Origin of the sequence: Actinoplanes sp. NPDC049118 (assembly GCF_040648555.1) — a bacterium.
Lineage (GTDB): Bacteria > Actinomycetota > Actinomycetes > Mycobacteriales > Micromonosporaceae > Actinoplanes.
In genome coordinates, this window is sequence record NZ_JBEZDY010000014.1 from 142906 (window position 1) to 156930 (window position 14025).

Sequence of the window (14025 nt, forward strand, 5' to 3'; positions counted from 1 at the left end):
GTCAGCCGGCCGGGTACTCATGCGCACCCCGACTCGGGTGTCGATCATGGCGGTCAGGGTCGGAAGCGGTAGCCCATGCCGGGCTCAGTGAGCAGGTGGCGGGGGTGGGCGGGGTCGGCCTCGAGTTTGCGGCGCAGCCGGGCCATGTACTGGCGCAGGTAGTTACTTTCGGTGAGGTGTCGCGGCCCCCACACGTCGCGCAGCAGCGCGCGCTGACTGATCAGCTTTCCGGGGTGGCGCAGCAGGTGTTCCAGGAGTTGCCATTCGGTGGGGGTCAGTCGCACGTCGGCGTCGCCGCCGGTGATGCTGCGGGCGCCGAGGTCGATGGTGTGCTCTCCGATGGTGACGGTGGGCGGCCTATCGCCGAGCGGTTGGGTGCGGCGGGTGACCGCGCGGATGCGGGCGAGGAGTTCGTCGATGCCGAAGGGTTTGGTGATGTAGTCGTCGGCGCCGGCGTCCAGGGCGTCGACCTTGTCGTGGCTGCCGGCGCGTCCGGAGAGCACGATGATAGGGATCGTGGTCCAGCCGCGCAGGCCCCGGATGACGTCGGTGCCGTCCATGTCGGGCAGGCCGAGGTCGAGTACGACGAGGTCGGGGTGGTTGCGGGTGGCGGCGCGGAGTGCGGAGGTGCCGTCGGGGGCGGTGTCGACGTCGTATTGGCGGGCGCGCAGGTTGATGCTCAGCGCGCGAACGATCTGGGGTTCGTCGTCGACGACGAGGATGCGGGTCATCGGCCGGCCGCCGTCGGCAAGGAGATAATCATGGTGAGTCCACCTCCGGGGGTTTCTTCGGGGGTCAGGGTGCCGCCCATCGCCTCGGTGAGACCGCGGGACAGGGCGAGGCCGAGGCCGACACCGGTGTGGTTGTCGCGATCCCCGAGGCGTTGGAAGGGCAGGAAGACGTCGTCCCAGCGGTCCGCGGGGATGCCGGGGCCGTGGTCGATGACGCGGATCTCGACGGCGGGGCCCAGCGAACTCGCGGTGATGACCGGCGGCCGGTCTGGCGGGCTATGGCGCAGGGCGTTGGCGGACAGATTGACGACGATGCGTTCCAGCAGGCCGGGGTCGGCGCGCAGGTATGGCAGGTCCTCGGGAATGAGCAGCCGGACGGTCCGGCCGGCCGGGCCGAGGTCGTCGAGCGCTCTAGGCACGATCTCCTCGGCGCCCACGTCGATGGGCGCGATGCCCAGGGCGCCCGCCTGTAGGCGGCTCATGTCGAGCAGGTTGGTGACCAGGCGGACCAGCCGGTCGATCGACTCGTCGGCGGTGGCGAGCAGTTCGGCGCGGTCGTGGTCGTCGAAGTGGACGTCGGTGCTGCGCAGGCTGGCGACCGCGGCCTTCGCGGAGGCGAGCGGGGTGCGCAGGTCGTGGCTGACGGCGGCCAGCAGTGCGGTCCGCATGCGGTCGGCCTCGGCGAGCGGTTTCGCGGTGGCGGCCTCCGCGGCAAGCCTCTCCTGCCGCAGCGCCAGGGCGGCCTGGGCGGCGAACGCCTCGACGATGCGCCGGTCGCTGGCCTGCAAGGGCCGGCCCTTGAGCAGCATGACGAGGTTGTCGTCGCCGATGATCTCCGCGTCCGCGTCGGCCGGCCGGGTGCAGATCGGGTGGCCGATCTCCGCGACGACGGCGCCCTTGTCCAGCAGGGTCACCGAGTCGAGGGTGAAGGTCTCGTGCAGTCGCTCCAGCAGCGCCATGAGGGGCCGCTCGCCGCGCAGGACACTGCCCGCGACGGCCGCCAGGGTCTGCGCGTCGGCACGGGCCTGAGCGGCCTGGCGGGTCTTGCGCGCTGCGGTGTCGACGACCCAGCTGACGGCGATCGCGATGATGACGAAGATGGCGAGGGCGAGCAGGTTGTCGCCCTCGGCGATGGTGAAGCGGCCGACCGGTGGGGTGAAGTAGTAGTTCAGCAGCAGCGATCCGAGCACGGCGGCGAGCAGGGCCGGCCACAGCCCGCCGATGAGGGCGACGCCGACGACGGCGGCGAGGAAGATCAGGATGTCGTTGGTCAGCGAGAGCCCGGTACCGAGGTGCAGGAGCCAGGTGAGGGCGGGTAGGCCGAGCAGCACGGTCAGGAAGCCGGCGATGCGCCTGCTGCGTGACAGTGCCGCGGGCGCGCGCCGGGCGCGTCGCCCCTGCCCGGCGCGTTCGTGGGTCACCAGGTGCACGTCGATGGATCCGGAGAGCGCGGTGGTGGTGACGCCGACCCCGGCGGAGAAGAGCTGGGCGAACCGGCCGCGGCTGGATGCGCCCAGGACGATCTGGGTGGCGTTGACCGCGCGGGCGAAGTCCAGCAGGGCCCTGGGCACGTCGGCGCCGACCACCTGGTGGTAGGTGCCTCCCAGGCTCTCCACCAGGACCCGCTGGCGGGCCAACGTCGCAGGGTCAGCGCCGGCGAGGCCGTCGTTGCGGGTGACGTGTACGGCCATCAGGTCGGCGCCTTTGCTGCGTGCCGCGATCCGGGCGGCGCGGCGGATCAGCGTGTTGCCCTCGGGGCCTCCGGTCAGCGCGACGACCACGCGTTCCCGGGTCTCCCAGGTGGCGTCGATGCGGTGGTCGGCGCGGTACTTGTCGAGCTGTTCCTCGACTTTGTCGGCGAGCCAGAGCAGGGCCAGTTCGCGCAGCGCCGTGAGGTTGCCGGTGCGGAAGTAGTTGCCGAGCGCGGCGTCGATCTTCTCGGGCTTGTAGATGTTGCCGTGCGCCATTCGCCGGCGCAGCGCCTCGGGGGTCATGTCGATGAGTTCGACCTGTTCGGCGGCGCGGACGATGCTGTCGGGCACGGTTTCGCGTTGTTCGACTCCGGTGATCTGGGCGACGACGTCGTTGAGCGATTCGAGGTGTTGGACGTTGACGGTGGTCAGGACGTCGATGCCGGCGTCGAGGAGGTCCTGGACGTCCTGCCACCGCTTGGGATGCGGGGTGCCGGGCACGTTGGTGTGCGCGAGCTCGTCGACGATGGCGACTTCGGGCCTGCGGGCCAGGACGGCGTCGAGGTCCATCTCGGTGAACTCGGCGCCCCGGTACTCGACCGTCCGGCGGGCCAGGATCTCCAGGTCGGCGAGCATGGCCTGGGTGTGTTTGCGGCCGTGGGTTTCGACGAACGCGACGACCACGTCGGTGCCGCGCTCGGCGCGCCGGTGTGCCTCTTCGAGCATGGTGTAGGTCTTGCCGACGCCGGGGGCGGCGCCGAGGTAGATGCGTAGTTCTCCGCGTGCCATCTCGGCGCCGCCCCTTGTCGCTACTTGCCGTCGAGGGCGAGGTTGAGTTCCAGGACGTTGACGCCGGGTTCACCCAGGAAGCCCAGGGCCCGGTCGTCGGTGTTGTCCTTGATCAGGGCTCGCACCTTGTCGGGGCTGAGGCCGCGTTCCCGCGCGATCCGGGGCACCTGCAGTTCGGCGTAGGCCGGGCTGATGTGCGGGTCGAGGCCGCTGGCCGAGGCGGTGACGGCGTCGGCGGGCACGGCGGGCTTCGCCGGGGCGTCGCCGCGGATCGGGGTGATGACCCCGCCCATGGCCCGGTAGTCCTCGCCGGTCTTGGCCGGCTGCACCGGTACGCCCTCGTACGTGGCGAGGAATGGGGTGCCGGTCTGGTTGACCGACACGACCCGGGTGACCGGGCCGGTGAGCCCGTCGCGGTGGAATACGGCGAGGACCGCGCCGACGCCGTCGGCGGTGCAGTAGGGCCGCCGCCCGTCGACGCCTTCGAGGGTGCCGATCGCGGCGCTGCGGGCGCAGACCTGGGTGAGCAGGCTCTGTGACGCGTCGTCGGGGTTGTCGGCGAGGGTGTCGACGATGCTTTCCGGGCCGAGGTTGCTGGCGGAGGTGGCGGTGGGGTCGTAGCCGTCGCCGGCCGCGGACGGGCGGCTCTGGAAGTAGCGCGGGTCGGGGTTGCCGTCCGCGTCGGTGAAGGCCTGGCCGATCAGCCGGCTGCCCACCGTGGTCTCGCCGACCGTGACGAGTGAGCCGTCGGTGCGATCGGACAGACCGGGGATCCGGCCGACCCCGACCATGGCGAGGGGGTAGGCGATGCCGAGCAGGACGGTGAAGACGAGCAGGGCGCGCAGCGCTGCGAGGTGCTGGGCGAGCCAGGACGGAAGTCGCATGGTGATCAGATCCCGGGGATGAACTGGACGAGGAGGTCGATGAGCTTGATGCCGACGAACGGGGCGATCACGCCGCCGAGGCCGTAGACCAGCAGGTTGCGCCGCAGCAGCGAACTCGCGCTGGATGGGGTGTAGCGGACACCCCGCAGGGCGAGCGGGATCAGGGCGACGATGACCAGGGCGTTGAAGATGACCGCGGACAGGATCGCCGAGCCGGGTGAGTGCAGCCGCATGACGTTGAGCGTGTCCAGGCCCGGGTACACGCCGGCGAACATGGCCGGGATGATCGCGAAGTACTTCGCGATGTCGTTGGTGATCGAGAAGGTGGTCAGCGCGCCGCGGGTGATGAGCAGCTGCTTGCCGATCTCCACGATCTCGATCAGCTTGGTCGGGTCGGAGTCGAGGTCGACCATGTTGCCGGCCTCCTTCGCGGCCGACGTGCCGGTGTTCATCGCCACGCCGACGTCCGCCTGGGCGAGCGCGGGCGCGTCGTTGGTGCCGTCGCCGGTCATCGCGACCAGCCGTCCGCCCTCCTGCTCTCTGCGGATGTACGCGAGCTTGTCCTCTGGGGTGGCCTCGGCCAGGAAGTCGTCGACGCCGGCCTCGTCCGCGATCGCCTTGGCGGTGCGCGGGTTGTCGCCGGTGATCATCACGGTGCGGATGCCCATCCGGCGCATCTCGTCGAAGCGCTCGCGCATGCCGGCCTTGACGACGTCCTTGAGGTGGATGACGCCGAGCGCGCGGGCCGGTTGCCCGGCGACGTGTTCGGCGACCACCAGCGGGGTGCCACCCGTGCCGCTGACCATGTCGACGATCTCGCCGACCTGCTCCGTCGGGTGTCCGCCGTGCTGGCGGACCCACTTCATGACGGCGACGGCCGCGCCCTTGCGGACCTGGCGGGCGGGCTTGTCGCCGTCGCCTGCGAGGTCGACGCCGCTCATTCGGGTCTGCGCCGTGAACGGCACGAACGTCGCCTGCGGCATCAGTCCGGGCTCGCGTTCGCGCAGCCCGAATTCGGTTTTGGCGAGCACGACCACGGACCGGCCCTCCGGGGTTTCGTCGGCGAGGCTCGACAGTTGGGCGGCGTCGGCGAGGGTCGCGGCGGTGACGCCGTCCACCGCGATGAACTCGGCGGCCTGGCGGTTGCCGAGCGTGATGGTGCCGGTCTTGTCGAGCAGCAGCGTGTTCACGTCGCCGGCGGCCTCCACCGCCCGGCCGCTCATGGCGAGCACATTGCGCTGCACGAGCCGGTCCATGCCGGCGATCCCGATCGCGGACAGCAGCGCACCGATGGTGGTAGGGATGAGGCAGACGATCAGCGACACCATGACGATGCCGGTGACGCCGTTGCCGTCGATCGCCGCGGTGTCCGGCGCGGCCGCCTGGAACGCCTTGGAGAAGATGGCGAGGGGTTGCAGGGTGACGACGGACAGCAGGAAGATGAGCGTGAGCGCGGCGAGCAGGATGTTCAGGGCGATCTCGTTCGGCGTCTTCTGCCGGTTGGCGCCCTCGACCAGGGCGATCATCCGGTCGACGAAGCTCTCCCCCGGTCGCTGGGTGATCCGCACGACGATCCGGTCGGAGAGGACCTTCGTGCCGCCGGTCACCGCGGACCGGTCGCCGCCGGACTCGCGGATGACGGGTGCGGACTCGCCGGTGATCGCCGACTCGTCGACGCTGGCGATGCCCTCGATGACGTCGCCGTCGCCGGGGATGGTCTCGCCGGCCTCGACCACGACGATGTCACCCTGCTTGAGCTCGGGTGCCGGGATGCGACGCTCGATGCCGTCGACGAGACGCCGGGCTGTCATGTCCTGTTTCGACTGGCGTAGCGCTGCCGCCTGCGCCTTGCCTCGGCCCTCCGCGACGGCCTCGGCCAGATTCGCGAAGACGACGGTGAGCCACAGCCAGACCGTGATGGCCCAGGCGAGCACACTCGGGTCGGCGACCGCCAGGACGGTCGTGAACACCGCCCCGACCTCGACGATCAGCATCACCGGGTTGTGCCACAGGGTCCGCGGATCGAGCTTGCGAACCGCATCCGGCAAGGATCGCCACAGCTGAGCCGGTTCGAGCAGCCCGCCACCGACGCGGCGGTTGCCGGCCGCGGCGGCCTGTTCTTCGGTGGAGGGTTTCTCCAGGATGGGGGTTGTCATGACAGGCCCTCCGCGAGGGGTCCGAGAGCGAGAGCGGGCAGGAAGGTCAGCGCGACCAGGACGACGGTGACGCCGACGACCATCCCGACGAACAGGGGTTGGTGGGTGGGCAGGGTGCCCTCGGACTCCGGGGTGGCCTTCTGCCGCGCCAATGACCCGGCCAGGGCCAGGACCAGCACGATGGGCAGGAAGCGGCCGAGCAGCATCGCCAGCCCGAGCGCGGTGTCCCACCAGGGTGTGTTGACCGTGATGCCGGCGAACGCCGAGCCGTTGTTGTTGCCCGCTGAGGTGAAGGCGTACAGCACCTCGGACAGGCCGTGCGGGCCCACGTTCAGGGCCGTCGAGTTGTTGCCGGTGGCGAACGCCGCCGCCGTACCGGCCAACACGATGGTCGGGGTGACCAGGAAGTACAGCGACGCCAGCTTGATCTCGCGGGCGCCGATCTTCTTGCCCAGGTACTCCGGGGTCCGGCCGACCATCAGCCCGGCCACGAACACCGTGATGACGGCCAGGATCAGCAGGCCGTAGAGGCCGGAGCCGGTGCCGCCGGGGGCGACCTCGCCGAGCATCATGTTGACGATCGGCATCATCCCGCCGAACGACGTGTACGAGTCGTGGAACGAGTTCACCGACCCGGTCGAGGTCAGCGTCGTCGCCGCCGCATAGGTGGCCGAGTTCGGGATGCCGAACCGGACCTCCTTGCCCTCCATCGCCGCGCCGACCGCCTGCGGCACCGTGCCGCCGCCGTGCGTCTCGAAGCCCACCGTCAACGCGACGCTGGCGATCGCGAGGATCCCCATGACCGCGACGATCGCATAGCCCTGCCGGTTCTGACCGACGATGCGGCCGAACACCCGGGGCAGGCTGAACGGGATCAGCAGGATCAGGAACAGTTGCAGCCAGTTCGTCCAGGTGGTCGGGTTTTCGAACGGGTGCGCGGCGTTGACGTTGTAGAAGCCGCCGCCGTTGGTCCCGAGCTCCTTGATCGCCTCCTGGGAGGCCACCGGCCCACCGGTGAGGTGCTGGGTCGCGCCGGTCAGCGTGGTGACGTCCGTGCCGCCGGACAGGTTCTGCACCATGCCGGCGACCATGAACACGATCGTCGCCAGCACGCAGATCGGCAGCAGGATCCTCAGCGTGATCCGGGTCAGGTCCACCCAGAAGTTGCCGAGCGTGCCGTTCTTGCGGGCGGCGAACCCGCGGATCAGCGCCACGGCCACGGCGATTCCGACGGACGCGGAGACGAAGTTCTGCACGGCGAGGCCGGCCATCTGCACCAGGTGACCCATGGTCGACTCGCCGGAGTACGCCTGCCAGTTCGTGTTCGTCACGAAGCTGACGGCGGTGTTCCAGGCGATGTGGGTGGTGACCGGGTCGAAGCCCAGCGACAGCCACAGTTTGTCCTGCACGCGCAGGAACAGGTACAGGAAGAGGATCGAGACCGCCGAGAACGCCAGGACACTGCGGGCGTAGACACCCCAGGTCTGCTCGGCGGACGGGTTCACGCCGACGAGCCGGTAGACACCGCGCTCGACGATATTGCTGCGGGTTCCGGTGACGACCCGGAACATGTAGTCACCGAACGGCCGGTAGACCGCCACCAGGGCGATCACCAGCGTGATGACGAAGAGCCAGCCGGCCATCAGAACTTCTCCGGGAACAGCAGGGCGGCGACCATGAAGGCGCCGAGCAGGACGGCCACGATCAGGCCGATGAGGTTGACGGCGCTCACCAGCGTTCGACCGCCCGGATCAGCACGGTCAGCGCTGCGAACAGCACCACCGTGATACCGACGAACACGAGATCAACCACGAGGTACTCCTAGACGAGGGGTTGCGTTCTTGCCGAGGCCAGCACAGCGCGGGTCGGGTCCTCTTGTCACCGGTGTTAATGCGATGACTACGCGCCCGGAGCGATTCTTGACGCGTTGTTAACGCCGCCTGTCGCCGAGCGGGTCATCACCACCGCCGCCGGCGAAGGCCGCGGGCGGCGGTCGCGTCGTCATCGCGTCAACGTTCGGCCGCTTCGCGCATCAAAGGTGTTAATGTCCGGGTGCGGCCCTGCGGCGGGGCGTATATCTGCGGTCATGACCCTGCACATCGAGGTACCGTCCGGCGACGAGGACCGACACGAGGCCATCGTCGGCATACGGCTCAAGACGACCGTGGCGGGCAGCCACCTGCTCGAGCACCTGCGCGCCCAGCGTTTCGTGGTGGCGGCTTGGTGGATCGCCGCCGACATCGACGCGGTGGTGCTGCTGGCTGCGCCGAGCATGCGTGAGCTGCACCGGGCGGTCGACGACCTGAGGCTACTGGGCGGCGCGATGGACACCTCCACGCACATGGTGTTACGCCAGATGGCCCTGCAGCCTCAGTGAGACGGGCGGTGGGGCCACCCGAACCGGGCGGCCCCACCTCTCCCCGCGGCAACCTGGTCAGGCGACGCTGCGGAGCATGTCGTCGATGGTGGCCCGGCGCCGCAGGGTGCGAGTCCCGCCGCCGGCGACGCCCAGCACCCGGCGAACCACCGAGCACCGCGTCATCGGCCTGGTGATAGGCGCCGGTGCCTGGCCAACCCCAGGTCGCGGCGATCCGCCGGGCCGGTGCGTCGGATCCGTAAGCATCCGGAAAGGTCTCCGCCGGTTCCGGATCGGTAGCGTGATCCGGGTGGCACACCACGTACTCGTCGTCGATGACGACCCGACCGTCAGCGACGTCGTCCGCCGCTACCTGGAACAGGACGGCTGCCGGGTCCGGCTGGCGTTCGACGGCCCGGCCGCCCTCGCCGCGGTCGCCGGTGTCGCCACTGTCGCCTGGGCGATGTTCCTGTCCTCGCACGACCTGCAGGTCGTGCTGCTGACCGTCACCGCCGCCGCGCTGGTGAGCCTCGGCGTCGGCGCGGTCTTCGGCCGCCGGCTGGCCGCCGCCGCCGTGTGGGCAGCCGAGGCCCGCGCCACCGAACGCCGCCTCGAAACCGGCCGCCGCGACCTCGTCGCCTGGGTGTCGCACGACCTGCGCACCCCCTCGCCGGCCTGCGGGCCATGGCGGAGGCGCTGGAGGACAACTTCGTCGACGACCCGCAGACCGTCGCCGAGTACCACACGCGGATCCGCGTCGAGACCGACCGGATGAGCCGGCTCGTCGACGACCTGTTCGAACTGTCGCGGATCAACGCGGGCGCGCTGCGGCTCGCCCTGTCGAGCGTGCCGCTCGCCGACATCGTCTCCGACGCCATCGCCACCACCGCCCCGCTCGCCGCCAGCCGTCGCGTCCGGGTCGTCGCCGCCGAATCGGGCTGGCCCGTCGTCACCGGCAGCGAGCCGGAACTCTCCCGGGTCGTCGCGAACGTGCGGGTCAACTCGGTGCGGTACACCCCGGCCGATGGCACCGTGCACATCGCCGCCGGGCTGGACCACGGCGACGCCTGGCTCGCCGTCGCGGACTCGTGCGGCGGCATCCCCGAGGCGGACCTGCCCCGGATCTTCGACGTGGCGTTCCGCGGCGAACGCGCCCGCACCCCACAGCACCCCGGGAGCACGACCGGTGGCGGCCTCGGCCTCGCCATCGTCCGCGGTCTCGTCGAGGCGCACGGTGGACAGGTACAGGCACACAACACCCAGGGTGGATGCCGCTTCGTGGTCCGCCTGCCGGCCGCCCCGGCCTGAGCGCCCGCAACTCGCGGTCCGGACTCACACGGTCGCGGTTCGATGCCGTCGATGTCGCAGCGGTCCGGGTAACTGGTCGTGGCGGTGAACGCGTCCCGTTCGACGGACCGCACCCGGAACCCCTGTCGCTGGTAGGAGCGTTCGTCGCCGACTGCGGGGGTCAGGTGCGCAGGTCGCGGCGGTGGTATCCGATCGCGCCGAGGGCGGCGCAGCCGGCCGCGACCGCCGTCATCACGGCCGAGGCCGGCCAGTCGGGGGCAACGGTCGGTACGGCGGCGAGGTGTGCGAACGGGGACAGCCCGACGACCCATGCGGGTGCGCCGACGCTGACCGCGGTGACCTGCCAGAGGAATCCGCCGGCGGCCGGTAGGACGCCGACGGCGGCGACGGCGCGGGGCGCCCAGCCGAGGGCGAGGATCGCGGTGCCGAGGCAGAGCAGCACGATCGGCAGGACGTTGTACGCTCCGGCCAGCGCCGCTCCGGCCGCGAGCCGGGCCCCGACGCCGGCCGTCCCTGCCCAGGTCGCCAGGCCCGCGATGGTGATCAGGACGACCGCCCCGCCGGCTGCGGCACCGGCCTCGGCGGCAAGTAGCCGGGTCCGGGTGAGGGGTGCGGCGAGCAGCAGGGTCAGCCGCCGGTCGGCCTCGTCGGCCGCGACCGAGGCGAGACGTACCGCGACGAACGCCCCGGCCGGGACGGCGAGCAGTGCGAACAGGGTCGCGGTGTACCCCTCGACGGTGCCGAGTTCCGGGAAGCCGGCCTGGGCGGCGAGCCGCGCGAACTGCGGGTTGTCGGACAGGAAGCCGATCATGGAGCTGGCCACGAGGCCGATCAGCAGGAAGTAGGCGCCGACGCCCAGCGACCAGCCGGCCAGCGGACGCAGGGTACGGCGGACCGCGAACGCCGGCACCGAACCCAGCAGCGCCAGGCGTGGGGGCCGGCTTGTGGACGGGGCGAGGATCGCGCCGCCTACGTCACGCCGTGCGGCCAGCCGCACGGCGGCGGCGAACATGAGAGCACCGGCAACGGTCAGGACGGCGACGGGCAGACCGCGGTTCGTGTCGTACGGTCGGGTCAGGGCGAGCAGCCCGAACGGTGACAGCCACCGCAGCCAGGACAGTGCGGCGACACCGTCGCCCACCATCCGCGCCAGCAGCCCGATCAGCAGGACGGCGGTCGCGGCGCCGTTGGCGGCCGCCCGGCTCGGGAACAGCTGCGCGGCGAGGCCGCCGACAGCGACGAAGAAGCACCCGGCGACGGCGAGCCCGGCGCCGTGCAGGAACGCGCCCATGGCGCCGGCACCGGCGGCGATCATCGCGCCCGCGACGGCAGCGCCGGTCAGAACCGGGGCGGCGGCGAGCACGGTGAGGTGCTGCCCGACGGTCCGGGCGAGGGTCATCCGGCCGGCGAGCAGCGCGCCCCACCTGCCGGCGTCCTCCTCGCCGCGGGTGATCCGGGTGGCGGCCAGCATCGCCCAGACCCCGATCAGGACGGCCAGGACGGTGCCGGTGCGCCACACGGTGAATCCGCCCGGGTCGTCCAGGGCGACGGGCTCTCCGAACAGGGTGCGGATGGCGGGGTTGGCGGCGAGCGCGGCCGGGTCGATGGCGTCGGTGCGGTAGGTCGTCACGACGAGCGCCGACATGCCGGCGGCGACCGCGGTCACGACGAGGGCACCCCAGCGGACCTGCCGGGCGGCGAGCCCGGTCAGGACCCGGCCGGTTCCCGGCAGGATCACGGCGGTCATCGGGGCGGCTCCCCGTAGTAGGCGAGGAAGATCTCCTCCAGGCTGGGTTCACGGACCGCGACGGAGGCGACGTCCGCGTCGGCGAGGGCCCGCAAGGCCGCGGCAGGTGAGCCGTCCAGCGTGAATCGCAGCGCGGCGGGGCCGTCGGCTTCGAGACCGTCGACTCCGGGTGTCGCGGTGAGGTCCGGCGGCGTGCCGGTGAAGGTCGCGGACACCTCGGTACGGTGCAGCCGGCGCAACTGCGCGACGGAGGCGACGTCGACGAGGCGCCCGGCGCGCAGGATCGCCACCCGATCGCAGACGGCCTCCACCTCCGCCAGTTGGTGCGAGCTGAGGAACACCGTCTGGCCGTTGTCGCGGGCCTCGGCGACGGCGCGCCGGAACTCGCGTTCCATCAGCGGGTCCAGGCCGCTGGTCGGCTCGTCCAGTACGAGCAGCGGCGCCCGGGTGGCGAACGCGGCGACCAGGGCGACCTTCTGCCGGTTCCCGGTCGAGTACGTGCCGGCGGGTTTGGCCAGGTCGAGGGCGAACCGCTCGACGAGTTCACCGCGGTAGGCGGTGTCGATGCCCGGCCCTACCCGGCCGAGCAGCTCGAGGATCTCGGCGCCGGTCATCCGCGGCCAGAGCGCCACGTCGGCGGGCACGTACGCGAGGAGGCGGTGCGCGGCGGCGACGTCGGCCGCGTCGGTGTCGAAGATCCACGCCCGGCCGGACGTGGGGCCGGCCAGGCCGAGCAGCAGCCGGATGGTGGTGGACTTGCCGGCGCCGTTGGGCCCGAGGAAGCCGAACACCTCTCCGGCGGCCACGCTCAGGTCCAGATCGTCGAGGGCGCACAGCGGCCCGTAGCGCTTGGACAGTTTTTCGGTACGCACAGCGGCGACGGTCATCGCAGCCTCCTGGTGGACAGCACGACATGACTGCCGACCAGACTTCCCGGCGCACCTGCTGTGACCGTACCCTCGCCTGTCACGCCGGGAAAGGACCGACCCGGCCCGGCTCAGGTCTGGTAGACGTCGGGAATGTCGTCCCGGTCGGCGTCGACGGTCTCCGCCTCGTGGATGCGCCGGTACACACGGTTGCGCAGCCGCAGGATCACGGTCGCCAGCAGGGCCGCGGTGAGCGAGGCGGCGAGCACGGCGACCTTCGCGTGCCCGTCGCGTTCCGAGCCTGGCCCGAAGGCCAGCTCGCCGACCAGCAGGGACACCGTGAATCCGATGCCGGCGAGGACCGCCATCCCGAACACGTCGATCCACGCCAGTCCGTCATCGATCTTCGCCCGGGTGAACCGCGCCATCAGCCACGTCGCGGCCATGATGCCGATCGGCTTGCCGACCACCAGACCGGCGACGATGCCGACGGCGACGGGATCGGCCAGCGCCGAGCCGAGCCCGGCTAGGCCGCCGACCGTCACCCCGGCTGACATCAGCGCGAAGACCGGCACCGCGAATCCGGTCGACAGCGGCCGGAACCGGCGCTCGAAGTGTTCGGCCAGGCCCGGGCCCGCGTCCGGCCCGCCGGCCTGACGGCTGCGCAGCACCGGCACCGCGAAGCCCAGCAGCACCCCGGCGACGGTGGCGTGCACACCGGAAGCGTGCATCAACGCCCACGCGGTGAACGCCAGCGGCAGCAGCAACCACCAGGACCGCACCCGTCGTTGGACCAGCACCGTGAACAACCCCAGCGGCACCGCGGTGAGCAGCAGCGGGAGCACGGACAGGTGCGCGGTGTAGAACACGGCGATGATGACGATCGCGAGCAGGTCGTCCACGACGGCCAGGGTCAGCAGGAAGGTACGCAGCGCGGTGGGCAGGTGCCGGCCGATCACCGCCAGGACGGCCAGCGCGAACGCGATGTCCGTCGCGGTCGGTATCGCCCAGCCCCGCAGCGCGCCGCCCAGGTTGATCATCACATACAGCGCCGCGGGCACGATGACCCCGCCGACCGCCGCCATCACCGGCACGGCGCCGCGGCGCGGATCGCGCAGATCCCCGGCGACGAACTCGCGTTTCAGCTCCAGCCCGGCGACGAAGAAGAAGATCGCCAGCAGCCCGTCTGCCGCCCACGTCCCCAGCGCCAGATTCAAGTGCAGCGCCGCCGGCCCCACCGGGTAGCCGACCATCGCCTGATACCCGCCGGCCCAGGGCGAGTTGGCCCAGACGAGGGCGATGACCGCCCCGGCCAGCAGCAGGACCCCGCCGATCGTCTCCGTGCGCAGCACCTCGGCGATCCGCCGGGCCTCGGGCCACGAGCCCCGGCCGAACAGGAAGGTCGGGCGGCGGGGTGCGTCAGCCATGGGCGCTCCAGTTTTCGGGGTCGGTTCAGCCGTTGCCGACCAGACTTCCCGGCGCACCACCGGCAACCCT

10 protein-coding genes and 2 pseudogenes are annotated in these 14025 nt (G+C 71.4%); 3 read left to right on the forward strand and 9 right to left on the reverse strand.

All coding sequences use genetic code 11. The features are described from left to right. Window positions 1-53: 53 nt before the first annotated feature. From AB0B58_RS23175 to kdpF, 6 genes are read right to left on the reverse strand one after another with little or no spacing between them, the layout of a single operon-like run. A complete protein-coding gene (locus tag AB0B58_RS23175; protein ID WP_360227027.1) occupies window positions 54-731 on the reverse strand; it encodes a response regulator in 678 nt (225 codons plus the stop codon). Further along, window positions 728-3211 (reverse strand): sensor histidine kinase KdpD, encoded by a 2484-nt coding sequence (locus AB0B58_RS23180; protein ID WP_360227030.1) that lies wholly within the window; start codon window positions 3209-3211, stop codon window positions 728-730. Before AB0B58_RS23180 ends, AB0B58_RS23175 begins: the two co-directional genes overlap by 4 nt. Window positions 3212-3231: 20 nt before the next feature. Further along, the gene (locus AB0B58_RS23185) at window positions 3232-4095 is read right to left on the reverse strand and encodes a potassium-transporting ATPase subunit C (RefSeq protein WP_360227033.1); all 864 of its coding nucleotides are present in this window, start codon (window positions 4093-4095) and stop codon (window positions 3232-3234) included. A 5-nt stretch (window positions 4096-4100) separates the two neighbouring features. Next, the gene (gene kdpB, locus AB0B58_RS23190) at window positions 4101-6251 is read right to left on the reverse strand and encodes a potassium-transporting ATPase subunit KdpB (protein WP_360227036.1); all 2151 of its coding nucleotides are present in this window, start codon (window positions 6249-6251) and stop codon (window positions 4101-4103) included. After that, complete coding sequence (kdpA, locus tag AB0B58_RS23195; protein WP_360227039.1) at window positions 6248-7894, reverse strand: potassium-transporting ATPase subunit KdpA; 1647 nt, start codon at window positions 7892-7894, stop codon at window positions 6248-6250. Before kdpA ends, kdpB begins: the two co-directional genes overlap by 4 nt. Beyond that, the gene (gene kdpF / locus AB0B58_RS23200) at window positions 7894-7983 is read right to left on the reverse strand and encodes a K(+)-transporting ATPase subunit F (protein ID WP_041840852.1); all 90 of its coding nucleotides are present in this window, start codon (window positions 7981-7983) and stop codon (window positions 7894-7896) included. The genes kdpA and kdpF overlap by 1 nt, the downstream gene beginning before the upstream one ends. A 354-nt stretch (window positions 7984-8337) precedes the next feature. On the opposite strand from kdpF, the gene AB0B58_RS23205 reads away from it, so the two are divergent. From AB0B58_RS23205 to AB0B58_RS23215, 3 genes and pseudogenes are all read left to right on the forward strand, one after another. Continuing rightward, window positions 8338-8628 carry an Lrp/AsnC ligand binding domain-containing protein gene (locus tag AB0B58_RS23205; protein WP_360227043.1) on the forward strand — a complete coding sequence of 97 codons (291 nt, stop codon included), beginning with the start codon at window positions 8338-8340 and terminating at the stop codon, window positions 8626-8628. A 289-nt stretch (window positions 8629-8917) separates the two neighbouring features. Beyond that, a pseudogene (locus AB0B58_RS23210) lies at window positions 8918-9040 on the forward strand (DNA-binding response regulator); the annotation flags it as partial. Beyond that, window positions 9035-9915 (forward strand): annotated as a pseudogene (locus AB0B58_RS23215) (ATP-binding protein); the annotation flags it as partial. The pseudogenes AB0B58_RS23210 and AB0B58_RS23215, both read left to right, overlap by 6 nt. A 160-nt stretch (window positions 9916-10075) precedes the next feature. Here AB0B58_RS23215 and AB0B58_RS23220 read toward each other — a convergent pair. From AB0B58_RS23220 to nhaA, 3 genes are all read right to left on the reverse strand, one after another. Then, window positions 10076-11662: a hypothetical protein gene (locus AB0B58_RS23220; RefSeq protein ID WP_360227046.1), complete on the reverse strand. Its 1587-nt coding sequence runs from the start codon at window positions 11660-11662 to the stop codon at window positions 10076-10078. Further along, a complete protein-coding gene (locus AB0B58_RS23225) occupies window positions 11659-12549 on the reverse strand; it encodes an ABC transporter ATP-binding protein (RefSeq protein ID WP_360227049.1) in 891 nt (296 codons plus the stop codon). Before AB0B58_RS23225 ends, AB0B58_RS23220 begins: the two co-directional genes overlap by 4 nt. A 110-nt stretch (window positions 12550-12659) precedes the next feature. Further along, window positions 12660-13955: a Na+/H+ antiporter NhaA gene (gene nhaA, locus AB0B58_RS23230; RefSeq protein WP_360227052.1), complete on the reverse strand. Its 1296-nt coding sequence runs from the start codon at window positions 13953-13955 to the stop codon at window positions 12660-12662. Window positions 13956-14025 lie beyond the last annotated feature (70 nt).

Coding starts and splice junctions, on each gene's coding strand:
- AB0B58_RS23180 (WP_360227030.1), bottom strand. CDS start 3,211: ATGGCACGCGGAGAACTACGCATCTACCTCGGCGCCGCCCCCGGCGTC.
- AB0B58_RS23175 (WP_360227027.1), bottom strand. CDS start 731: ATGACCCGCATCCTCGTCGTCGACGACGAACCCCAGATCGTTCGCGCG.
- AB0B58_RS23220 (WP_360227046.1), bottom strand. CDS start 11,662: ATGACCGCCGTGATCCTGCCGGGAACCGGCCGGGTCCTGACCGGGCTC.
- kdpB (WP_360227036.1), bottom strand. CDS start 6,251: ATGACAACCCCCATCCTGGAGAAACCCTCCACCGAAGAACAGGCCGCC.
- AB0B58_RS23185 (WP_360227033.1), bottom strand. CDS start 4,095: ATGCGACTTCCGTCCTGGCTCGCCCAGCACCTCGCAGCGCTGCGCGCC.
- AB0B58_RS23205 (WP_360227043.1), top strand. CDS start 8,338: ATGACCCTGCACATCGAGGTACCGTCCGGCGACGAGGACCGACACGAG.
- kdpA (WP_360227039.1), bottom strand. CDS start 7,894: ATGGCCGGCTGGCTCTTCGTCATCACGCTGGTGATCGCCCTGGTGGCG.
- nhaA (WP_360227052.1), bottom strand. CDS start 13,955: ATGGCTGACGCACCCCGCCGCCCGACCTTCCTGTTCGGCCGGGGCTCG.
- AB0B58_RS23225 (WP_360227049.1), bottom strand. CDS start 12,549: ATGACCGTCGCCGCTGTGCGTACCGAAAAACTGTCCAAGCGCTACGGG.